The sequence below is a fragment of the Cobetia sp. MB87 genome (genome assembly GCF_011319755.1).
Classification (GTDB): Bacteria; Pseudomonadota; Gammaproteobacteria; order Pseudomonadales; family Halomonadaceae; genus Cobetia.
The window spans coordinates 686,929-707,941 of record NZ_VFBC01000007.1; the positions used below are offsets into that span (position 1 = coordinate 686,929).

Below are 21,013 nucleotides of genomic sequence, written 5' to 3' on the forward strand. Positions count from 1 at the left end.
CGAGGGTGCCGTTGTCGTGTCTGGAGCCTGTCGATCATCAGTGCTATCAGGCTCAACGCTCAGGGCGTGATTCAAGATACCTGGTCAGCAGTTCACGATCTTCATTGGTGACTTTCTGCTTCCAGCTTTCCACCACATGCTGACTGGCCTCCTCGAGGGCATCCTGCAGCTCAGGCGGTGCCGGCGTGATCAGCTTCGCGCCGTTCTCCTGCAGGGTGGTGTAAGCCTGGTCCAGCACGCTGTGGGTGGCCGTCCAGCCGGCAGACTCGGCGGCATGCGCGGCATCGATCAAGGCCTGCTGCTGCGCCTCTGTCAGGTCGTCGAAGCTATCGCGATTCATGTGGATGATATTGAGCGGCATCGCGTAGTTGAGCGTGGTGAAGTGGGGCATGTAGCGGTAGAGCTCTGCACTGACACCGCCCATCGCGGAGGTCAGCGCGCCGTGAATGCTGCCACCGGGCAGCAGGGGTTTCAGCTCTCCCCAGCTCATGACCTGTGGTGCTGCGCCCAGATTGAGCAGTACACGCTGCGTGTTGCGGTCATAGGTGCGGATCGGCATGTCCTTCATGTCATCACCATCAGCGATGGGCGCTTTCGACCACAGGCCGCTGGGTGTCCACGGCAGGGCATACAGCAGGATCTGGTTGTATTCGGCGAGCAGTTCCTCGTAGCGCGGCTTCGCGATCACGTACAGGCGGTGGGCTTCATCGAGGTCGTAGGCGATCGCCGGCAGCGAGGAAATGCCGAAGAAGGGGGCTTCCTCGGCGAGCGCACCACTGAGTGTCGCGGCGATGTCGATGACACCGCCGGCGGTGGCCTGCAGGTGACTGGCAGAGCGAATGTCCGAGCGCAGCGTCAGCGTCAGGTCACCTTCGGACTGGCTGGCGACCTGCTGGCTGAATTCGACAGCGCGTTGGCCCATCATCGTGTCGGGCTGGTAATCGCTGCTCATGCTGAGGGTCGTCTGAGCGTGCGCGCTGAGTGCGCCGATCAGGCCTGCCGCTGCCAGGCCAGCGGACAACAGGGTAGAAATACGTGAAGAAGGCGTCATGGGGAATCCTTTCTTTTTGTCTTTGACCTATGCCCGCTAGGGTAGAACATGCCTGCGTTTATGCTCAGCTGAATCGTGTCTACACGGTTTTTCAGCGCTGCCGAGGAAGGTGGCTGCGTGGCGGTGGCCATCATGGCCAAGGTTGGTGGAGTGGGCGCGCGTCTGGTTCAGAGGGTGTCGCGTTGTGCGAGATAGCGGTCCAGCAGTTCGCTTTCCTCGGGGGCAACCTTGCTGCGCCAGCTTTCGATCACGCTGACACTGGCGCGTGCCAGTGAGCGCTTGAGTTCGGGCGAGAGGGGATTGCTGACCGTGACGCCGGCCTCTTCCAGCTGGGCATGGGTCTGCTCCAGGACAGTGGCGATGGCGTTCCAGCTGGTGTCTTCAATCTCGGTCGCGGCGCTGAGAAGGGCCTCGCGCTGGGTGTCGTCGAGCGCCTCGAAGCGTGACCGGCTCATGTGAACGATATTGAGCGGCATGGCGTATTGCAGCGCGGTGTAGTGATCCAGCGTGCGGTTGAGCTCAGCCGTCAGGCCGCCCAGGGCCGAGGTCATCACTGCCTCGATGCGGCCTTCGGCCAGTTGCTGTTGCATCGGCTCCCAGCCGAGCACGGTAGCGATGGCGCCAAGGTTGAGCAGCACGCGCTGGGTATTGCGGTCGTAGGCCCGCACAGGCACGCCCCGCAGGTCATCGCGTGTGGTCATCGGCTTGCGCGACCATAGCCCGCTGGGTGGCCAGGGCAGGGCGTAGAGCAGAATCTGGTCATGCTCTTCCAGCAGCGCTTCATAGCGGGGACGCGCCAGACGGTAGAGCTCACGCGCCTGATGCGGGTCATCGACCAGGGTCGGCAGCGAGCTGAGGCCGAACAGCGGCATCTCGGCAGCCAGCGCGCCGCTGTGGGAGTCGGCCAGCTGGATGATGTCGGCATTGATGGCCTCGAGATGATTCTCCGAGCGCAGCCGACTCAGCGGGCCCTCTCCGAAGGAGATCTCGAGCTCGCCCCCGCTGAGCGCTGCCACCTGATCGACGAACTGCTGAGCGCGCTGGCCCATCATGGTCTGGGGGCCGTATTCGCGGCTCATGGTCAGCTCGACAGGCTCCGCCTGGGCAGGCGTGCCAAGGGTGGCAAGGCCCAGTGCCAAGCTCACGCCGAGCGCTCGCTTGATGCTGAACATTCTCTTCATGTCGAGCACGCCCTGCATGACAAGCACTGCCTTCATACCGCTACGCTGTCCGATTGGCATTCGTCGTCATCCATCCATAGGGGGTAAATCAAGTATCCCTCAAAAGAGCGGGGTACGCTGTGGCTGTCTCGGTCAACGCTTCCCTCGTTGGCCTGTTTCACGCCTGCACCGGCACGATTCGTGAGGAGCAACGGGCGTTGAACTGCCAGTTGGCGCAATGTGGTCTACGCTCAGAACAAGGCTGTGCAACTGCCCTGACACGAACTCCGCGCCGGGACCGCATGGCCGGATTGTCGACGACTGTCAACGGGAGGTAGACCACATGCTGACCCACGTATGGGGCTTGATGGCGCATCCGCAACGGGAATGGCAGACCATCCGCAAGGAACACGAATCCATCACCCACCTCTACGCACATCATGTGCTGCTCATGGCGCTGGTGCCTGTCATCTGTGCCTATATCGGGACCACACAGTTCGGTTGGAGCCTGACGGAAGGCCACGCCATTCTTCTGGAGCCACTGGATGCCTTCTTCGCCGGTATCGCGTTCTATATCGCCATACTGACAGCGATCGGCTTCATGGGCACTGTCATTCACATGCTCTCGCAGCGTTTCTCGGGGCACCCCAGCCGCCGGCGTTGTATCATCTTCGCGGGCTATGTCGCCACGCCGATGTTCCTCGCGGGGCTGGTCGCGCTCTATCCTGTCATCTGGGTGTGTATCCTCGCGGGTACCATCGGCCTGTGTTACAGCGCATACCTGCTGTATCTGGGCATTCCGCCACTGCTTGATATCTCCAACAAGGAAGGCTTCCTCGTCACCGGGTCGACACTGGGGATCGGGGTGCTGGTCCTCGAGGGGCTGCTGGCGGTCACCGTGCTGCTGTGGGGGTATGGCGCACGCTGGTTCATGTAGTCCTCGCGGCACACGGATGTCAGTCAGTTGATGCCATCGGCGCGAGAAAAGCGCCTCTGCAACGCCTCGCCTTCATCGGCGGGGCGTTGTCGTTTCGTGCGCACCTTGGCGCGTGGCACTTGTACTCGGCGGCGGCGGCGTGGAAAGTGTTGGACTCAATCGACAGTGTGGAAGAAAAGCGCATGGACAAGTTTGAACAGCGGCTGGAGCAGGCTGCGCGGGCTGCATGGTTGTCATATGTCGGTGGACGGACCCAGGACGACATCGCGGTTCAGCTGGGGGTTTCGCGCCCCGGCGTGCAGCGCCTGCTGTCGTTGGCGCGCCAGGAGCGGTTGGTCAAGATCTCCATCGATCATCCCGTGGCCAGCAGCATGGCGCTGTCGGATACGCTGGTGGAGCACTTCGGGCTGAGCTTCTGCGATGTGGTGCCCTCTGACACCCAGTCACCGGAAAGCATCGCGGAATATCTGGCGGTGGCGGGCGCCGAACGCCTGGCGTTCTATCTCGGTCGTCAGCAGCCGCAGACCATCTCGCTGAGCACCGGGCGTGCGGTGCGCGCGGCGGTGGAAGCGCTGAGTCGCAGTGAGCGTCCCCAGCATCGCATCGTGTCACTGGTCGGCAATGTGGCGCTGGATGGCTCCTCCAACCGCTACGACGGCGTGATGCTGCTGGCGGACAAGATCGGCGCTGATCGCTTCCTGCTGCCGGCGCCCGTAGTGGCGGCCAGCATCGAGGAGAAGGAGTCGTTGCTGAGTCAGAATCTGGTCAGGGCGGTGTTCAAGGTCGCCTGTGAGGCCGATGTGGGCATGATCGGCATCGGACGTCTCGATGCTCAGGCGACGCTGTTCCAGGATCAGTTCATCAGCGCCGCCGAGCGTGATGAGCTGATGGAAGTCGGTGCCGTGGGCGAGTTGATGGGCTGGCCGCTGGACACCCATGGCCAGCTGATAGACTGCCCGCTGGCGCAGCGTATCACCAGCGTGCCGCTGACCTCGCTCAAGGCGCAGCCGCTGATCGGGCTGGCGGGTGGGCACGACAAGGTACCGGCCATCCTGAGTGCGTTGCGCGGTGGTTGGCTGCAAGGGCTGATCATCGACGAGGTGGCCGCCCAGCGGGTCTGCGCGGCTCTCAAGGAGTGAGCAGGGCAAGGCCTTGTTCGTATGGTTTCAAGATGTCTGCAATCCGATGGCGCTCCGCTGACGGCTTGCGCTTGACGACTGGCTCCCGATGACAGGCTCCCGTGGATACCGTCCGCACAAGGCGCCGAGCGAGTCGTCGGGGGTAGGGCGGGGCGTATGGCCCCATGACTTGCTCCTGGTGTCGTTCTCGTTGTCAGGGTTCAGCATTGTCTTTGCCCGCGCGATGCCCGGGCATTTCCATGAGCTTCCGCCGCAATTCTTCCGTCATTCCTGCGCTGCTTCTTCTCCATTCCCGGGTATCAGTCACATTTTTCTTGCCCTTTGTTCTCTCTTTCCTCTCTCTTTCCTCTCTCTTGGTTCGCTCTTTATTTCCCCTCCGTTCTCCCATCCTTGCGTCGGAGCCACGACTTTTAGGGCGAACATTGCCTTCTCTTGTCTGACAATTGAATGTGTTTGTTCGTCTCAATTCCAAAGACTCGGGGTGACAATGGTAGCCTGCGTTGTTTCGTTTAACGCTAATGTCTGTCTATGCTGAATTGCACGCAAGCTCAGTGGCCATGCCGCCTTGTGGCCTACACCCAAAGGATCAGATCCCAAGGTTGTATAGCCCAAGGTATAGCGCTTCAGGGTTTGCTTTTTCACAGGTCTAATCCGATCATTTGTTCACTGAATGACGTTTTGATCGAACGTGTTTGAATCGCGATGTCTCGCCAGGACATCCGTTCACCAAGCCGGTTGATGGGAAGGTATCGGTGCCCAAGGCGCCGCTGCCCTCGAAAAAGAACAATGCCAATAACGCCCCGATGGAGTGCCCTCATGCGCCTACCTCATATCACCAAGTCCCGCCGTCATCTGCTCTCGCTCGCCAGTGTCGCTGCCATCGCTCCGCTCAGCGCTCAGGCAAGCGCCGAGACCATCACCGTGGCGACCGTCAACAACGCTGACATGGTGGTCATGCAGAGTCTGACCAGTGAATTCGAGAAGGCGCATCCGGACATCACCCTGGATTGGGTGGTGCTCGAAGAGAATGTGCTGCGCCAGCGTCTGACCACCGATGTGGCGACCCAGGGTGGCCAGTTCGATGTCATGACCATCGGTACCTATGAAGTGCCGATCTGGGCCAAGCACGGCTGGCTGACCAAGCTCGACAATCTGCCGGACGACTACAAGGTCGATGACCTGATCAAGCCGGTGCGTGATGGTCTGAGCCTGACCGAAGGCGAGAACCAGGGCCTCTACGCGCTGCCGTTCTATGGCGAGAGCTCCATGCTCTATTACCGCAAGGACCTCTTCGAGAAAGCGGGTATCGAGATGCCGGAACAGCCGACCTGGACCCAGGTCAATGACTGGGCCGCCAAGCTCAACTCCGCGGATGAAGGTGTCTACGGCATCTGCCTGCGCGGCAAGCCGGGCTGGGGCGAGAACATGGCGGTGCTGGGCACCATGGTCAACAGCTTCGGCGGTCGCTGGTTCAATGAGGAGTGGGAACCGCAGCTGGATTCCCCGGCCTGGAGCGAGGCCATCAACTTCTACGTCGACATGATGGGCAAGTACGGCCCGCCGGGGGCGACCTCCAACGGCTTCAACGAGAACCTGGCGCTGTTCTCCAGCGGCAAGTGCGGCATGTGGGTCGATGCCACGTCCGCAGCCGGCAAGCTCTACAACCCGAAGGAATCCTCCGTGGCCGACAAGCTGGGCTTCGCGCCGGCGCCGATCGCCAAGACGGAGAAGGGCTCACATTGGCTGTGGTCCTGGGCACTCGCCATCCCTGAGTCCTCCAAGTCCAAGGAAGCCGCCCAGACCTTCATCACCTGGGCCACCTCTCAGGATTACGTGAATCTGGTCGGTGAGAAAGAGGGCTGGGCAAGCATCCCGCCGGGCACGCGTGTCTCCACCTACGAGAACCAGGCCTACAAGGATGCCGCTCCCTTCGCCGGCTTCGTGATGGACGCCATCACCAGTGCCGATCCGACCGATCCGACGCTTGAGCCGGTGCCCTATGTCGGTGTGCAGATGGTGACCATTCCGGAATTCCAGTCCATCGGCACCCAGGTGGGTCAGATGATCGCCGCGGCACTGGCGGGCCAGATGTCGGTCGACCAGGCACTGTCCTCCGCCCAGCGTTCCACCGAGCGCACCATGCGCCAGTCAGGTTACTGATCTGATCGACCGGTCGTGGGGCTGACCTGCTTGGTCCCGCCTCACGACCTGATGGCCTCCCGCCTTGCCTAGAGCCTCAACCGAGAGTGACTCGAAGCACGGCGGGAGCCCCGTCCGACTTCCGCGGCGAACCCTTCCTATCGAGATTCCTGCAACGTCCTCGCGGCGTGGCACGGACAGCCTCTGCCTGAAGGGCGCACCGCAACAGCGGACTTCCTCACCGTATCGAAGGACTCACCATGCGCACGAGAGCATCCGGACGCACCGTCGGGGGATTGCGAACCCTGTCGCTGCAAGCCCCAGCCGTAACCCTGTTGTTGATGTGGATGCTGGTACCGCTGGTCATGACCCTGTGGTTCTCCTTCCAGCGTTACAACCTGATGATGCCGTCGGTGTCCGGCTTCGCCGGCGTCGACAACTATTACTATCTGCTGACCGATCCGTCCCTGTGGACGGCCATGGGCAATACCCTGCTGCTGGTGGGCTGGGTGCTGGTCGCCACCGTGGTCGGCGGCACGCTGCTGGCGGTATTGCTGCAGCAGGAATTCTTCGGGCGTGGCGTCGCGCGTCTGTTCGTGATCGCGCCGTTCTTCATCATGCCCACCGTGAGTGCGCTGGTGTGGAAGAACATGATGATGCACCCGGTCAACGGCATTCTGGCCTGGGTCGCCGGGCTGTTCGGTCTGCCGGCCATCGACTGGTTCGCCAGCCTGCCACTGACCTCCATCGTGATCATCGTCACCTGGCAGTGGCTGCCGTTCGCGGTGCTGATCCTGCTGACCGCCATCCAGTCACTGGATGACGACCAGGTCGAGGCGGCACGCATGGACGGGGCAGGGCCGGTAGCGATCTTCTTCTACATCACCCTGCCGCACTTGAAGCGTGCCATCAGCGTGGTGGTGATGATCGAGATGATCTTCCTGCTGACCATCTTCGCCGAGATCTTCGTCACCACCTCCGGTGGCCCGGGGCTGGCCTCGACTAACCTGGCGTACCTGATCTACATCCGCGCCCTGCTGGACTTCGATGTGGGTGGTGCTTCCGCCGGTGGCGTGATCGCCATCATCTTGGCCAATATCGTGGCCTTCTTCCTGGTGCGTACCGTCGCCAAGAATCTCGAGAACTGATGACAAGCGCTCAGCACAGGGAGACTCAATGATGTCGACTTCAACTTCCAATTCCGTGGCCGCCGCCAGCGCTGCCGTCAGCGCCAGTCGCGCGCGCCGCAGCGTGATCAACAAGAAGCTTGTCCTGACCCTGGTGGCCTGGACCATCGCGCTGGTGATGTTCTTCCCGATCTTCTGGATGATCCTCACCAGCTTCAAGACCGAGGCCGAGGCGATCGCCACGCCGCCGAGCCTGTTCTTCACGCCCAGCATCGAGGGCTATATCGAGATCCAGGCACGTGCGGACTACTTCAAGTACGCCATGAACAGTGTGGTGATCTCGCTCGGCGCGACGTTGCTGGCGCTGCTGATCGCGATTCCGTCTGCCTACTCGATGGCCTTCCTGCCCACCAAGCGTACCCAGGGCACGCTGCTGTGGATGCTCTCCACCAAGATGCTGCCGTCCGTGGGCGTGCTGCTGCCGGTCTACCTGATCTTCCGCGATCTGGGACTGCTGGATAGCCGCACCGGCCTGATCATCATCTACATGCTGATGAACCTGCCGATCGTGGTCTGGATGCTCTACACCTTCTTCAAGGACATTCCCAAGGACATCCTCGAAGCCGGTCGCATGGATGGTGCCAGCACCCTGCAGGAGATCTTCCACCTGCTGCTGCCGCTGACCCTGCCGGGCATCGCCTCCACCGGTCTGCTGTGCGTGATCCTGAGCTGGAACGAAGCGTTCTGGAGCCTGAACCTGACCACCTCCAACGCCGCACCGCTGACCGCCTACATCGCGTCCTTCTCCAGTCCGGAAGGGCTGTTCTGGGCCAAGCTTTCCGCGGCGTCCACGCTCGCCATCGCGCCGATCCTGATCTTCGGCTGGATGACCCAGAAGCAGATGGTACGCGGCCTGACCTTCGGCGCCGTCAAGTAACGGCGCGCCATACGCATGTCGCCTTGATGCCATGCCACCCAAATTTGCCATCACCTGCCCTCGGGCAGGTGCGGATAAGGAAACATCCCATGTCCACACTCACGCTCAAGAACATCGTCAAGGAATTCACCTCCGGCAGCGGCGCCAGCGCCTCCACTACCCAGGTCATCAAGGGAGTCGATCTGGAAGTGAAGGACCAGGAATTCGTGGTCTTCGTCGGCCCGTCCGGTTGTGGCAAGTCCACGCTGATGCGCATGATCGCCGGTCTCGAGAACGCGACCTCCGGTGACATCCTGATCGATGGCAAGCGCATGAACGATATCGGCCCGGCCGAGCGCGGCCTGGCGATGGTGTTCCAGAGCTACGCGCTCTACCCGCACATGACGGTGGGCGAGAACATGGGCTTCAGCCTCAAGCTCGCCGGCGTCTCCAAGGAAGAGCGTGCCGAGAAGGTCAACGCTGCCGCCGAAGTACTGCAGCTCGGGCCGCTGCTGGACCGCAAGCCCAAGGCACTCTCCGGCGGCCAGCGTCAACGTGTCGCCATCGGTCGTGCCATCGTGCGCAACCCCAGCATCTTTCTGTTCGATGAGCCGCTCTCCAACCTGGACGCCGCGTTGCGCGTGCAGATGCGCATCGAACTTGCACGCCTGCATGCCGAGCTCAAGGCGACCATGATCTACGTGACCCACGACCAGGTCGAGGCCATGACCATGGCCGACAAGATCGTCGTACTGCAGGGCGGTGTGGTCGAGCAGGTCGGCTCGCCGATGGAGCTCTACCATCACCCGCGCAATCGCTTCGTGGCCGGCTTCATCGGTTCACCGAAGATGAACTTCCTCGACATCACCGTCACTGGCGTGGCGGGTGAGGGCGTCACGGTGCGTCTGCCGGATGGCAGCGAGCGCCTGATCCCGGTGGCAAGCCAGACCGAAGATGGCGCCTCGGTCATCGTCGGCGACAGTCTGACGCTGGGCGTGCGCCCCGAGCACCTGATGCTCGACGAGCAAGGCCCGTTCACGGGTCAGGTGCAAGTCATCGAGCGTCTCGGCGGGGTGACCTCGCTGTACCTGGCGACTCCGGATGGTTCCGGCGATGCGCCGATCGGCGGCCTCAAGTCCGATGAGCAGTCCGACAGCGGCTGGATCCTGATGGCCGATGGTGACGTCAACAGCCGCGTAGGTGACAGCATCCGCTACGGGTTCGAGGTCGAGCGAGCCCATCTGTTCACCGCCGAGGGACTGGCGTTGCAGAACCTCCATCGCCACCCGCTGACCAGCCTGACGCGTCAGGACAATTCCCTGTCCAGCGCTGGCGCCGCACAGGAAGCCCGCGCATGACCCGCGCAGGTGGAGAGGAGAGCGACATGAGTATCCCCTTGCAGCAGGTGATCTTCGATTGTGATGGCGTGCTGGTGGACAGTGAAGTGCTGGCAGAGGAGGAGCTGAGCCGCCAGCTGGGAGAGTGGCTGCCGGACCTTGACACCGAGGCCGAGTTGCGCGCGGCGCTGGGCATGACCACCGAGGCCATCCTGGGCCATCTGGAGGCCATGAGTGCTCACACCCTGCCGCCGCAGGCGATGGAGCGCATCGACCACGCCATCGAGTCACGTCTGGCAAAGGAACTTGCGCCCATCAGCGGCATGGCGGAACTGCTTGGCGGGCTGTTGGCGAATAGCGTGGCCGTGGCGATCGTCTCCAACAGTGCCGAGCGGCGGGTGCGTGCCTCGCTGGCCGCCACCGGTCTGGATCGCTGGCTGGGTTCGGTGCCGCTGTTCACGGCCGAGCAGGTCGCGCGACCCAAGCCCGCGCCGGATGTCTATCAGCTGGCGCTGCGTCAACTGGGGCGTGATGCCGAGGAATGTGTGGTGGTCGAGGACAGCCTCGCCGGCGTCAGCGCGGCGGTCGCGGCCGGTCTGCGCGTGATCGGCTTCACTGGCGCCGGGCACATCCCGCCGGGCCACGCCCAGCGTCAGCTGGAGGCGGGCGCCTGGCAGAGCCGTGCGAGCATGGAGGAGGTCAGCGCCTTGATCAGCAAGCTGCGTATCGGTCAGGTCAGCGATCTGAGCGCCACATGAGCACCATCAGGGGATAATGTCATGCACAAGGCGGCAACACCCGTACAGACATCCTCAGTGCCAGCGACTCAGGCCGTCGGCAAGCTCGCCGGCAAGGTGGCGGTGATCACCGGCGCTGCGGGAGGCATCGGCCTGGCCATTGCCACCCGCTATGTCGCGGAAGGGGCCTATGTCGCGCTGGCAGATATCAATGGCGAGGCCGCCGAGCGTGCCGCGAAGCGACTGCGTGAGCAGGCCGGTCCCCAGGCACGGGTGCTGGCAGTGACGCTGGACGTGACCTCCAGCGTCTCGCGCCAGAGCATGCTGGAGTGCGTGCAGGCCCAACTCGGGCCCATCGACATTCTGGTCAACAATGCCGCCGTCTTTGCCATGGCGCCGGTGCTTGAGGTCAGCGAAGGCATGTTGCGCCAGCAGCTGGCGGTCAATGTCGAGGGACTCTTCTTCACTTTGCAGGCGGTGGCCAGGACGATGGTCGAGCGCGGGCAGGGCGGCAAGATCATCAACATGGCCTCTCAGGCAGGGCGGCGGGGTGAGGCGCTGGTCAGTGCCTATTGTGCCTCCAAGGCCGCCGTGATCAGCCTGACGCAGTCCTGCGGGCTTGATCTCATTCGTCACGGCATCAATGTCAATGGCATCGCGCCGGGCGTGGTGGATACGCCAATGTGGGATCAGGTCGATGCGCTGTTCGCGCACTACGAGCAGCGCCCACCGGGAGAGAAGAAGCGTCTTGTCGGTGAGGCAGTCCCCTACGGGCGCATGGGCAAGCCTGACGACCACGTCGGTGCCGCGGTATTTCTGGCCTGTGAAGACAGCGATTTCGTCGTCGCCCAGACACTCAATGTCGACGGTGGCAACTGGATGAGCTAAGGATGAAGGGCGCCTTCCATCCTGCTGCAAGCGGTGTGCATCCATGAATGAGGTAGTCACGTGACATCTTTACCCGATTCTCGTCTGGCCCACATGTCGCCCTCGCTGAGGGACATGGCCAGCCGTGTGCTGGCGGAACACGCTTCCAGTCAGTGCACACGTACCATCGTGGCGCTTGCCGGCCCGCCCGCGGCGGGCAAGTCGACCCTGTCGGAATCCCTGTGCGAGACCCTCAATGCGTTGGAACCCGGTATCGCCGTGGTGGTGCCGATGGATGGCTATCACTTCGACAATGCCGTGCTGGCCCCTCTGGGGCTGCTCTACGTCAAGGGCGCCCCGGAAACCTTCGATGCGAAGGGGCTCTACCATGACCTCGTCAGGGTGCGTGCCGATGAAGGCCCGGTCGCCGTGCCGGTGTTCGACCGGCCGTTGGATCTGGCGCGTGCCGGTGGCCGTGTGGTCGAGACCCATCACCGTATCGTGCTGGTCGAAGGCAACTATCTGCTGCTGCGCCACGCCCCCTGGGAATCGTTGCTGCCGCTGTTCGATATCAGCATCTTCCTGGACATCGAGGATGAGGTGCTAGTGCCGCGCCTGCTGCATCGCTGGCGCGAGATGGGCCAGGATGCACGTGGCGCCCACGAACGCACCCATCACAAGGACATGCTCAACGCACACCTGATCAAGCAGGACTCACGCAGTGCCGACTGGCGCTGGCGTCTCGCGAATGACCCCATCGGGCTCGATGGGGAAGACAACTGAATGATGACGGGCAGGGAGAGCCGCATGTGGGTAGGCGTTGACTGTGGGACCCAGAGTACCAAGGTGGTGATTCTCGATCCGGACGCCGGGCAGATCGTGGCTCAGGGGCAGCGCAGCCATGCATTGGAGGAGGGCGCCAACGGACGCCGCGAGCAGGACCCTCACGACTGGATCACGGCACTGGAAGGCGCCTTCGATGACGCGCTGGAGGCCTGCGGTATTGATCCGCAGCGCATCGCGGCGATCGGGGTGTCCGGTCAGCAGCATGGCATGGTGGTGCTGGATGCGGCCGGCGTGCCGCTGCATCCGGCCAAGCTGTGGTGTGATACCGAGACCCGCGATCACAATGCCGCGCTGGTCGAGGCGCTGGGCGGAGAAGCGGGCTGTCTGGAGGCATTGGGGCTGGTGCTGCAGACGGGTTACACCGCTTCCAAGCTCGCCTGGCTGCGTGAGCGGCATCCCGAGCGCTATCAGCGCATCGCCAGTATCCTGCTGCCGCATGACTATCTCAATTTCTGGCTGACCGGGGAGCATGTCGCCGAATATGGCGACGCCTCGGGCACCGGCTATTTCGATACTCGGCGCCGCTGCTGGCATCAGGATGTCTTCGCTCAGATCGCCCCGGAACTGGACGCGCAGCGCGTGTTGCCCAGACTCATCGAATCCCATGAGCCTGCCGGGCATATCCGGCCCGAGATTGCCGCGCGCTTCGGGCTGCGCCCGGATGTCATCGTCTCCAGTGGTGGCGGCGACAACATGATGAGCGCCATCGGCACCGGCAACATCGCGCCGGGACGCGTCACGCTGAGCATGGGCACCTCCGGCACGGTATGCGCGTGGTCGGCGGACTATCCGGCGGGCTGCGATCCCCAGGTGGCGAGTTTCAGCGCCAGCGATGGCGGCTGGTTGCCGCTGGTATGCACCATGAATGTCACCTCTGCCACCACGCGGGTGCGCGAGATGTTCGGCTTCGATCTCGATACCTTCTCCGCGCAGGTGGCAAGCGCCCCGCGTAGAGCCGAGGGCGTGCAGATCCTGCCGTTCTTCAATGGCGAGCGCGTGCCGATGCTGCCGCGTGCCCAGGCCAGTTTCCATGGGCTGGACAGCCGCAACACCACCCCGGCCAACCTGTGCCGAGCGACCATGGAAGGCGCAAGCTACGGCCTGCGCTACGCACTCGAGTGCATGGGGCCGCTGGGCAGTGCGGCGCGCCAGATTCGGCTGGTGGGTGGAGGCGCCAAGAGCCCGCTATGGCGTCAGATGCTGGCGGACATTCTCGGCCTCGAGGTGGTCTGTCCGCAGGTGACCGAAGCCGCCGCCCTGGGCGCCGCGATTCAGGCGGGCTGGTGTCTGGGCCAGTCAGGCGCAGATGGACAGGGCCGCCACGGCGAGACGCTTGAGCAACTCTGCGAGCGGCTGGTCGCGCTGGATCACGCGACACTCGCCCAGCCCCAGGCCGAAGGAGTGGCCGCCTACCGCAAGGGCTACGCCGATTACCGCGCGCTGCTCGCCAGCGAGCACGGCATTGCCGCCGGCGGCTGAGCTCAATACATCCGCACGTCACGCCAAAACACATCGCCCCCGTCGAGTCTCACTCGGCGGGGGCGATGTGGTTGACGCGCTTCACTGCACCAGTCGCAGTTCAAGCATTGGACGAGCGCGCCCACAGATTGACGCCGCCATCGACGGCGTAGCGGTCGATCTCGTCGAGCTCGGCCTGGGTGAAGTCGAGGTGATCCAGCGTCTTGACGCAATCGCTGACCTGCTGCGGACGGCTGGCGCCGATCAATGCGGTGGTGACGCGGTTGCCGCGCAGCGCCCAGGCGAGCGCCATCTGCGCCAGCGACTGGCCACGCCGCTCGGCGATGGCGTTGAGGGCGCGCACCCGCTCCAGGTTGTCCTCGGTGAGGTGGTCTTCCTTGATCGCCCCGCCGCGCGCCAGGCGGCTGTCCTGTGGCACTCCGTCCAGATACTTGTCGGTCAGAACGCCCTGGGCCAGCGGCGAGAACACGATGGAGCCGATGCCCTCGTCATCGAGGGTGTCGAGCAGGCCGTCTTCCTCGATCCAGCGATTGATCATCGAGTAGCTGGGCTGATGGATGATGCACGGCGTGCCCAGCTCGCGCAGGATGGCGGCCGCTTCGCGGGTGCGCTGGGCATTGTAGGAGGAGATGCCCGCATAGAGCGCCTTGCCGGAGCGCACGGCACTGTCAAGCGCGCCCATCGTCTCTTCCAGCGGCGTGTCGGGGTCGAAGCGGTGCGAGTAGAAGATGTCGACGTAATCGAGATCCATGCGCTTGAGGCTCTGATCCAGACTCGAGAGCAGGTACTTGCGGCTGCCCCATTCGCCGTAGGGGCCAGGCCACATGTGATAGCCCGCCTTGGTGGAGATCACCATCTCATCGCGATAGCCGGCGAAGTCGCGCTTGAGCATGCGGCCGAACATTTCCTCGGCGCTGCCCGGGGGCGGCCCGTAGTTGTTGGCCAGATCAAAGTGGGTGATGCCCAGATCGAAGGCGGTGTGGCAGATGGCGCGCGCATTGTCTTCATGGGCGTTGTTGCCGAAGTTGTGCCAAAGCCCCAGTGACAGACGGGGCAGTTTGAGGCCGCTCTTGCCGCAGCGCTGGTATTGCATGCGTTCGTAGCGATCTTCAGCCGGGGTATAGCGCATGGCGGAGTCCTTTCGCGAGTGAAGGCGGGGATGTCTCAGGGAGGAAATGACCTCGGATGACGCCTTCAGTCTAGGTCGCGTCTGTCGGTCTGATAAGCACATGCGAACGAATAGATTGTTCGCCATAGCGCACAATTCTGTGGCAGGCTCGATCACTGAAATCCCTAGTAGCTGGCATGAGGAGCAGGCTGGATGCAGCATCACAAGCAGGTAGAGCGCCTGATGTTGTTCGCTCAGGTGGCGGAATCGCTCAGCTTCACGCAGGCGGCCAGGGTGCTGGGCATCTCGCGCGCCCATCTGTCCGAGCAGGTGCGGCGCCTTGAGCACGATATCGGGGCGCCCTTGCTGATTCGCACCACGCGGGCGGTGCGCCTGACCGAGGAGGGCGAGCGTATCCGCCAGCGCATGCAAGGCGTGCGCAGCGAGCTGTTGGCACTGGAGCGTGACCTCGAGCACGACCTCGAGCATGGGAGGGAGCACCCGCGACAGGGGTTCAGCGGCGTGTTGCGCATCACGGCGCCGGTGCTGTTTGCCGAGCGCTATCTGATCGGGGTCTGCAATGACTTCCAGGCCCGCCACCCGGCGGTCGAGCTGCGCCTGGACGTCAGTTACGAGAGTCATGATCTGACGCGCGAACCGTTTGACGTGGCGTTTCGCGCCACGCGCACGCCACCGGACAACCTGATCGCGCGGCGCCTGCTGGATTACGTCCACTGTTGCTGTGCCTCGCCCGAGTATCTTGCCGCGCATGGCACCCCGCACACGGCCGCAGCACTTGCCGACCACCGTTGCCACCGCTGGGCCGGGCAATCCGGCTGGCCGCTGGCCAGTGGTGAGGTAAGCCCCGCTGGCGGACTGGCGATCAATGATCATCGTCTGCTCAAGCAGCAGGCGCTGGATCACGCCGGCATCATCCGGGTCGCTCATTACCTGGTGGATCGTGAGCTGGCCGAGGGGCGTCTGGTGCGTCTGCTGGCGCACGAGGAGGGCGAGCCCAACAGCATCTACATGCTCTATCCCCAGCGCCTGCCGCAGTCGGGCAAGCTGCGCGCCTTCATGGCGGCGGTGGAAGCCGCCATGCCACCTCGCAGTGCGTGACCGAAAGACACAGACGCAAGAGTGACACATGCAAAAAGACCGCCGCACCATGACTGGCGCGGCGGTCTTTTTAATCGCCTTTTATTCAGACCGGTGAGGCCTCTTGACCAGGCTGGCGGTCTCTCAGAGACCCAGTGCGGCGACCCCGGCCTTGGCGATCTGGGCATCCTGCTCCGGCTTGACGCCGGACACGCCGATGCTGCCGGCGATCTGGCCCTCGACCATCACCGGCACGCCGCCGCCCAGCATGCCTTCCAGCTCCGGCGCTGACAGGAAGGCGGTGCGTCCGCCGTTGATGGAGTCCTCGAACAGTTGCGTCTCGCGGCGCCCCAGGGCAGCGCTCTTGGCCTTCTCCTGGGCGAAGTAGCCGGTCATCGCTGGCGTGTCGTCCAGGCGACGCAGGCCCAGCGGGTGGCCGCCATCGTCGGCAACGGCGATGGAGACGGCCCAGCCGTTGGTCTCGGCTTCCTTCTGGGCGGCGTCCAGCATCTGATTGACGTCAGCGAGGGTCAGTACGTGGCGAGTGATCATCGGGCTTCCTTGGCAAGTGGTGCGAGTGAGTGAAAGTGACAGCAAGAGTAACAATAACAATAACGGTGAATCGTCATGCCTGCGGCAGCGTCTCGGGCAGGGCGTCATCCACCAGTTCGATCCAGTGACTCACCGGCGTGCGTCTGGCGCTCGAGAGATGCGTCTGACAGCCGATGTTGGCAGTGGCGATGCGCGCAGGCCCGTTGGCCTCCAGCGCCTCAAGCTTGCGGTCTCGCAGCTGGCGTGACAACTCCGGTTGCGTGATCGAGTAGGTGCCGGCGGAACCGCAGCACAGATGTCCCTCCGCGACCGGGGTCAGGGTGAAGCCCAGTTGCGACAGGATCTTCTCCACCTCGCCGCCCAGTCCTTGGGCATGTTGCAGGGTGCAGGGGCAATGGAAGGCCAGCGGCTGTTGGTCGGGCGTGGCCGCGAGACTCTGTCGATCTCGGCGGACGATCTCCTCGCCGAGCACCTCGACGATGTCGCGGGCCAGGGCGCTTACGCGTGCGGCGCGCTCAGCATAGTCCGGGTCATCGGCCAGCATCTCGCCATATTCCTTGACGAAGGCCCCGCAGCCACTGGCGGTCTGCACGATCGCTTCCGCACCGGCCTCGATGGCCGGCCACCAGGCATCGATGTTGGCACGCATGCGCGCGCGACCGGCCTGCTGGGCGTTGAGGTGATAGTCGATGGCACCGCAGCAGCCGGCCTCCTGAATGGGCGTGACGCCGATGCCGAAGCGCGCCAGCACACGGGCAGTGGCGGCATTGATGTTGGGGGCCAGGCCCGGTTGCACGCAGCCCTCCAGCATCAGCACCTGGCGAGACAGCAACTGATCAGAAGGCGTCGCGGTGACGGGGCCGGCCGGGTGCTCGGCTTGACGGTCGCGCTCGCGGGCCAGCGGGATCTTGTCGGCCAGCGCGCCAGGCGCGAGGGGGCGAAAGCGCACGCCAAGTGCCAGCAAGGCCTTGAAGCGAGCGGGTTCGACCAGTGCATGGCGCAGGCCGCTGCGCAACAGGCGCTCTCGCCACGGGCGTCCGACGCGCCGTTCCAGTTCCTGACGACCGATATCGAGCAGGGTGTGATATTGCACGCCCGACGGGCAGGTGGTCTCGCAGCTGCGACAGCTCAGGCAGCGATCCAGATGCTGCTGTGTCTCGCGGGTGATCTGCGTTGCCTGCTCGCGAACAGCCTCGTCGGGACTTTCGGGATCGCTTTCCAGCAGCTGCTTGATCAGATAGATGCGCCCGCGTGGGCCGTCGCGCTCATCGCCCAGCAGTTGGTAGGTGGGGCAGGTGGCATTGCAGAAGCCGCAATGCACGCAGCTGCGCAGAACCTTGTCGGCTCGCTGGATGTGCGGCCTGGCAAGTGCGGCGTCACTGAAGTGGGTCTGCATTCAGGTGCGTCTCCCGTCATGAAGTGAATCACATCTCGGCATATAGACGACCGGGATTGAGGATGCCGAGAGGATCCAGCTGCTGCTTGAGCTGGAGGTGATAGCGAGCATTGATGGCGGCCAGTGGCATCAATGGGCTGTCTTCGGCAGCGACGGCTCCCGGGGTGTAGCAGATGGCATGGCCACCCAGCCGACTGGCCAGCGAACGAACCCTGTCAGCGGGGGCGTCGCTGTACAGCCAGCGCTGGGCGCCCGCCCAGTCACACAGCAGGTCGGCGTCCTCAAGATGACCCAACAGCTCGCTGACGGCGGCTTGCCATTCGACGTGATCCAGTGACAGCGGCAAGGACAGCCGCCACAGGGCCTGATGTGGTGCACGCGCGGTGAAGAAGGGCAGGTGGTGCTCACGCAACTCAGTCCAGTGCGCCGATGCCTGGTCGGTCGTCAGTGCCTGGCCACCCAATTGCTCGCGCCCGGCCTGTACCGAACGCTCGCCGCCTTCCAGGCGCAGAGTGAGGCGACCGTCATGCCAGCTGGTCGCCGTGACCGGTAGCGGCGTGCGCCCCCAGGTATCCAGGCGAGTCAGCGCCTCGGCGAGACTGAGCTCCAGACACAGCGATTCGCTCGCCACCAGGCGCGGCATCACCTTGAGCGAGACTTCGCTGATCACGCCCAGGGTGCCTTGGGCACCGCACATCAGGCGCGAGAGGTCGTAGCCCGCCACGTTCTTCATCACTTCGCCGCCGAAGCGCAGCGCCTTGCCATCGGCACTGATGATGCGAGTGCCCAGCACCAGGTCGCGCAGGCTGCCGCTCCAGGGGCGGCGTGGGCCGCTGAGTCCAGAGGCGAGAGTGCCGCCGACGGTCGCTTCGGGGCCGAAGTGGGGCGGCTCGCAGCTCAGATGCTGGCCTTGTTCGGCGAGCACGGCTTTCAGCGTCGCCAGTGGGGTGCCGGCACGCACCGAGACCATCAGCTCCACGGGATCGTAGTGGGTGATGCCATGATGCGCGCGCATGTGGAGCACTTCCTCGGCCACGACCTCACGCCCGAGGAAGGCCTTGCTACCGCTGCCGGCGATGCGCAGCGGGCGTCTCGCCGCGTGGGCGGCGCGGACCTGCTCGCAAAGTGCCTCACTGGCATCGTGTTCCTGCGGGTGCTGGCTGGCGGCAGGTGTGGCGCACTCGGCATGGCTTGGCACCTGATCCTGGAGCGAATCATCTGGCTCTGGCATGGCATGTCTCTATTAAAGTGGCGATGAAGTAGAGATGAAGTGGCGATGAAGTGGCGATCGTCAGGTAGCGAAAGGTCAGGTGGCAGCTGTCTAGAAACGCGGAAGCTCCGGATGCGGCAGCTGGTTGTGATGCACATGCATGGCACCGAATTCGGCACAGCGCGCCAGCGTCGGGATGTTCTTGCCGGGGTTGAGCAGCCCGGTGGGGTCAAAGGCGGCCTTCACGGCATGGAAGACACTGATCTCATCGTGGTTGAACTGGGCACACATCTGATTGATCTTCTCGCGGCCCACGCCATGTTCACCGGTGATGCTGCCGCCAGCGGCCACGCACAGTTCCAGAATCCTGCCGCCGACCTCCTCGGCCAGCTCAAGCTCGCCGGGCTGGTTGGCATCGAACAGGATCAGCGGGTGCATGTTGCCGTCACCGGCATGGAAGACATTGGCCACCGCGAGCCCCGATTGGCGCGAGAGTTCGGCGATACCGTTGAGTACGGCGGGCAGTTCGCGGCGCGGGATGGTGCCATCCATGCAGTAATAATCGGGCGACATACGGCCCACGGCGGGAAAGGCATTCTTGCGTCCGGCCCAGAAGCGCGCGCGCTCGGCCTCATCCTGTGCCTGGTGGATCTCGGTGGCGCCGGCGCGTTCCAGTACCTCACGGACTCGCGCGCAGTCATCAACGACATCCGCCTCGGCACCGTCCAGCTCGCAGAGCAGAATTGCTGCGGCCTCCACCGGGTAGCCCGCGTGGATGAAGTCCTCGGCGGCGCGGATGGCGAGGTTGTCCATCATCTCGAGCCCGCCGGGGATGATGCCGCAGGCGATGATGTCGCCCACCGCACGGCCGGCCTTGTCGATATCGGCGAAGCTCGCCATCAGCACCTTGGCGGTTTCGGGACGGGGCAGCAGGCGTACCGTGACTTCCGTGACCACCCCCAGCATGCCTTCGGAGCCTGTCATCAGCGCCAGCAGGTCCAGCCCGGGGGAATCGAGGCTGTCGGCGCCGATCGTCATCGCCTCGCCTTCGATGGTCAGCATCTCGAGCTTGAGCAGGTTGTGCACGGTGAGTCCGTACTTGAGGCAGTGCACGCCACCGGCATTCTCGGCCACGTTGCCGCCGATGGAGCAGGCGATCTGCGAGGAGGGGTCCGGCGCGTAGTAGAGCCCGAAGGGCGCGGCGGCCTCGGAAATGGCGAGATTGCGCACCCCGGGCTGCAGGCGCGCGGTGCGGGCGTCAGGGTCGATCTCGAGAATCCGCGCCATGCGCGACATCACCAGCAGCACGCCTTGTTCCAGCGGCAAGGCGCCGCCGGAAAGACCAGTGCCAGCACCGCGCGTGACCACCGGTACCCCCAGCGCATGACATTCACGCAGCAGGGCGGCGACCTGTTCGACACGCTCGGGCAGCGCCACCAGCATCGGCATGACGCGATAGGCCGCCAGGCCATCACATTCGAAGGGATGCAAATCCTCCTCGCGATGCAGCAGGGTGAGATCCGGCAGCAGGGTGGTGAGATGCGCCAGTACCCGGGACTTGTCGTGCTGGGGGAGAGGGCCATCCAGCGTCGGGTCATACAGGATATTCATGCCATGCCTCCAGGAGAGTCCGGTACTCGCGATGCCGTGTCGGGTGTCCATTGCGCCGGTGATGCATGCGGCGTGTCGGGTGTGCAGATCACGACGCGTGGGTGTGTCTCCAATCTGGCAGTGAGGGCTGCGCCTTGTCCATGTGAAGCCACAGTGGTCTGACCAGACATTCGTCTAGTTCATGTCATCGGGTGTCGCTGGCGGTAGGAGAGCTCGCTAGGGTAGAGAGCGTGGTCTGACCAGTGAGAAAGGCGGCAGTCTCCTTGCCGCATGTGGGCAGGCGAGCGGCAGACGAGAGACGAG

The 21,013-nt window shown here is 63.9% G+C and carries 18 protein-coding genes; 11 read left to right on the top strand and 7 right to left on the bottom strand.

The genetic code is table 11. The features are described from left to right. Positions 1-52: 52 nt before the first annotated feature. Both CDPAHKCJ_RS09095 and CDPAHKCJ_RS09100 read right to left on the bottom strand, forming a co-directional pair. Positions 53-1,051: a TRAP transporter substrate-binding protein gene (locus CDPAHKCJ_RS09095; RefSeq protein WP_166019501.1), complete on the bottom strand. Its 999-nt coding sequence runs from the start codon at positions 1,049-1,051 to the stop codon at positions 53-55. 167 nt (positions 1,052-1,218) lie between these two features. After that, a complete protein-coding gene (locus CDPAHKCJ_RS09100; RefSeq protein ID WP_166019502.1) occupies positions 1,219-2,232 on the bottom strand; it encodes a TRAP transporter substrate-binding protein in 1,014 nt (337 codons plus the stop codon). A 322-nt stretch (positions 2,233-2,554) separates the two neighbouring features. Here CDPAHKCJ_RS09100 and CDPAHKCJ_RS09105 point away from each other — a divergent pair, with 322 nt between their 5' ends. From CDPAHKCJ_RS09105 to xylB, 10 genes are all read left to right on the top strand, one after another. Next, positions 2,555-3,148: a Yip1 family protein gene (locus CDPAHKCJ_RS09105; RefSeq protein ID WP_082388794.1), complete on the top strand. Its 594-nt coding sequence runs from the start codon at positions 2,555-2,557 to the stop codon at positions 3,146-3,148. 182 nt (positions 3,149-3,330) lie between these two features. Next, positions 3,331-4,287, top strand: a complete 957-nt coding sequence (locus CDPAHKCJ_RS09110) for a sugar-binding transcriptional regulator (protein ID WP_166019503.1) — start codon at positions 3,331-3,333, stop codon at positions 4,285-4,287. 816 nt (positions 4,288-5,103) lie between these two features. Beyond that, a complete protein-coding gene (locus tag CDPAHKCJ_RS09115; protein ID WP_166019504.1) occupies positions 5,104-6,447 on the top strand; it encodes a sugar ABC transporter substrate-binding protein in 1,344 nt (447 codons plus the stop codon). Positions 6,448-6,686: 239 nt separating this feature from the next. Next, a complete protein-coding gene (locus CDPAHKCJ_RS09120; protein ID WP_166019505.1) occupies positions 6,687-7,574 on the top strand; it encodes a sugar ABC transporter permease in 888 nt (295 codons plus the stop codon). Between the two features lie 28 nt (positions 7,575-7,602). Continuing rightward, complete coding sequence (locus CDPAHKCJ_RS09125; protein WP_200019378.1) at positions 7,603-8,490, top strand: carbohydrate ABC transporter permease; 888 nt, start codon at positions 7,603-7,605, stop codon at positions 8,488-8,490. Positions 8,491-8,579: 89 nt separating this feature from the next. Further along, complete coding sequence (ugpC, locus tag CDPAHKCJ_RS09130) at positions 8,580-9,827, top strand: sn-glycerol-3-phosphate ABC transporter ATP-binding protein UgpC (protein ID WP_166019507.1); 1,248 nt, start codon at positions 8,580-8,582, stop codon at positions 9,825-9,827. A gap of 26 nt (positions 9,828-9,853) precedes the next feature. Continuing rightward, on the top strand, positions 9,854-10,564 hold the full coding sequence (locus CDPAHKCJ_RS09135) for an HAD family phosphatase (protein ID WP_240916707.1): 711 nt from the start codon (positions 9,854-9,856) through the stop codon (positions 10,562-10,564). A gap of 57 nt (positions 10,565-10,621) precedes the next feature. After that, positions 10,622-11,431 carry an L-iditol 2-dehydrogenase gene (locus CDPAHKCJ_RS09140; RefSeq protein ID WP_233593460.1) on the top strand — a complete coding sequence of 270 codons (810 nt, stop codon included), beginning with the start codon at positions 10,622-10,624 and terminating at the stop codon, positions 11,429-11,431. A 60-nt stretch (positions 11,432-11,491) separates the two neighbouring features. Beyond that, positions 11,492-12,193, top strand: a complete 702-nt coding sequence (locus CDPAHKCJ_RS09145; RefSeq protein WP_346773912.1) for a nucleoside/nucleotide kinase family protein — start codon at positions 11,492-11,494, stop codon at positions 12,191-12,193. A gap of 24 nt (positions 12,194-12,217) precedes the next feature. Further along, positions 12,218-13,735: a xylulokinase gene (gene xylB / locus CDPAHKCJ_RS09150; protein ID WP_166019509.1), complete on the top strand. Its 1,518-nt coding sequence runs from the start codon at positions 12,218-12,220 to the stop codon at positions 13,733-13,735. Positions 13,736-13,835: 100 nt separating this feature from the next. Here the strand turns inward: xylB and mgrA are convergent, their stop codons facing one another. Next, positions 13,836-14,864 carry an L-glyceraldehyde 3-phosphate reductase gene (mgrA, locus tag CDPAHKCJ_RS09155; protein ID WP_166019510.1) on the bottom strand — a complete coding sequence of 343 codons (1,029 nt, stop codon included), beginning with the start codon at positions 14,862-14,864 and terminating at the stop codon, positions 13,836-13,838. 192 nt (positions 14,865-15,056) lie between these two features. Between mgrA and CDPAHKCJ_RS09160 the strand changes: the two genes are divergently transcribed. Next, positions 15,057-15,962 carry a LysR family transcriptional regulator gene (locus tag CDPAHKCJ_RS09160; protein WP_166019511.1) on the top strand — a complete coding sequence of 302 codons (906 nt, stop codon included), beginning with the start codon at positions 15,057-15,059 and terminating at the stop codon, positions 15,960-15,962. A 123-nt stretch (positions 15,963-16,085) separates the two neighbouring features. Here the strand turns inward: CDPAHKCJ_RS09160 and CDPAHKCJ_RS09165 are convergent, their stop codons facing one another. From CDPAHKCJ_RS09165 to glcD, 4 genes are all read right to left on the bottom strand, one after another. Next, a complete protein-coding gene (locus CDPAHKCJ_RS09165) occupies positions 16,086-16,493 on the bottom strand; it encodes a heme-binding protein (RefSeq protein ID WP_166019512.1) in 408 nt (135 codons plus the stop codon). A gap of 73 nt (positions 16,494-16,566) precedes the next feature. Beyond that, a complete protein-coding gene (gene glcF, locus CDPAHKCJ_RS09170; protein ID WP_166019513.1) occupies positions 16,567-17,889 on the bottom strand; it encodes a glycolate oxidase subunit GlcF in 1,323 nt (440 codons plus the stop codon). Between the two features lie 28 nt (positions 17,890-17,917). Continuing rightward, positions 17,918-19,120, bottom strand: coding sequence for a glycolate oxidase subunit GlcE (glcE, locus tag CDPAHKCJ_RS09175; protein WP_166019514.1), 1,203 nt, complete (start codon positions 19,118-19,120; stop codon positions 17,918-17,920). Between the two features lie 90 nt (positions 19,121-19,210). Beyond that, on the bottom strand, positions 19,211-20,710 hold the full coding sequence (glcD, locus tag CDPAHKCJ_RS09180) for a glycolate oxidase subunit GlcD (RefSeq protein ID WP_166019515.1): 1,500 nt from the start codon (positions 20,708-20,710) through the stop codon (positions 19,211-19,213). Positions 20,711-21,013: the final 303 nt, after the last annotated feature.

Excerpts from the sequence above, each read along its gene's own strand:
- xylB (WP_166019509.1), top strand. The coding sequence starts at position 12,218 with ATGTGGGTAGGCGTTGACTGTGGGACCCAGAGTACCAAGGTGGTGATT.
- glcF (WP_166019513.1), bottom strand. The coding sequence starts at position 17,889 with ATGCAGACCCACTTCAGTGACGCCGCACTTGCCAGGCCGCACATCCAG.
- glcE (WP_166019514.1), bottom strand. The coding sequence starts at position 19,120 with ATGCCAGAGCCAGATGATTCGCTCCAGGATCAGGTGCCAAGCCATGCC.
- ugpC (WP_166019507.1), top strand. The coding sequence starts at position 8,580 with ATGTCCACACTCACGCTCAAGAACATCGTCAAGGAATTCACCTCCGGC.
- CDPAHKCJ_RS09120 (WP_166019505.1), top strand. The coding sequence starts at position 6,687 with ATGCGCACGAGAGCATCCGGACGCACCGTCGGGGGATTGCGAACCCTG.
- CDPAHKCJ_RS09100 (WP_166019502.1), bottom strand. The coding sequence starts at position 2,232 with ATGAAGAGAATGTTCAGCATCAAGCGAGCGCTCGGCGTGAGCTTGGCA.
- glcD (WP_166019515.1), bottom strand. The coding sequence starts at position 20,710 with ATGAATATCCTGTATGACCCGACGCTGGATGGCCCTCTCCCCCAGCAC.
- CDPAHKCJ_RS09125 (WP_200019378.1), top strand. The coding sequence starts at position 7,603 with ATGATGTCGACTTCAACTTCCAATTCCGTGGCCGCCGCCAGCGCTGCC.
- CDPAHKCJ_RS09165 (WP_166019512.1), bottom strand. The coding sequence starts at position 16,493 with ATGATCACTCGCCACGTACTGACCCTCGCTGACGTCAATCAGATGCTG.
- CDPAHKCJ_RS09115 (WP_166019504.1), top strand. The coding sequence starts at position 5,104 with ATGCGCCTACCTCATATCACCAAGTCCCGCCGTCATCTGCTCTCGCTC.
- CDPAHKCJ_RS09135 (WP_240916707.1), top strand. The coding sequence starts at position 9,854 with ATGAGTATCCCCTTGCAGCAGGTGATCTTCGATTGTGATGGCGTGCTG.
- CDPAHKCJ_RS09095 (WP_166019501.1), bottom strand. The coding sequence starts at position 1,051 with ATGACGCCTTCTTCACGTATTTCTACCCTGTTGTCCGCTGGCCTGGCA.
- CDPAHKCJ_RS09110 (WP_166019503.1), top strand. The coding sequence starts at position 3,331 with ATGGACAAGTTTGAACAGCGGCTGGAGCAGGCTGCGCGGGCTGCATGG.
- mgrA (WP_166019510.1), bottom strand. The coding sequence starts at position 14,864 with ATGCGCTATACCCCGGCTGAAGATCGCTACGAACGCATGCAATACCAG.
- CDPAHKCJ_RS09105 (WP_082388794.1), top strand. The coding sequence starts at position 2,555 with ATGCTGACCCACGTATGGGGCTTGATGGCGCATCCGCAACGGGAATGG.
- CDPAHKCJ_RS09160 (WP_166019511.1), top strand. The coding sequence starts at position 15,057 with ATGCAGCATCACAAGCAGGTAGAGCGCCTGATGTTGTTCGCTCAGGTG.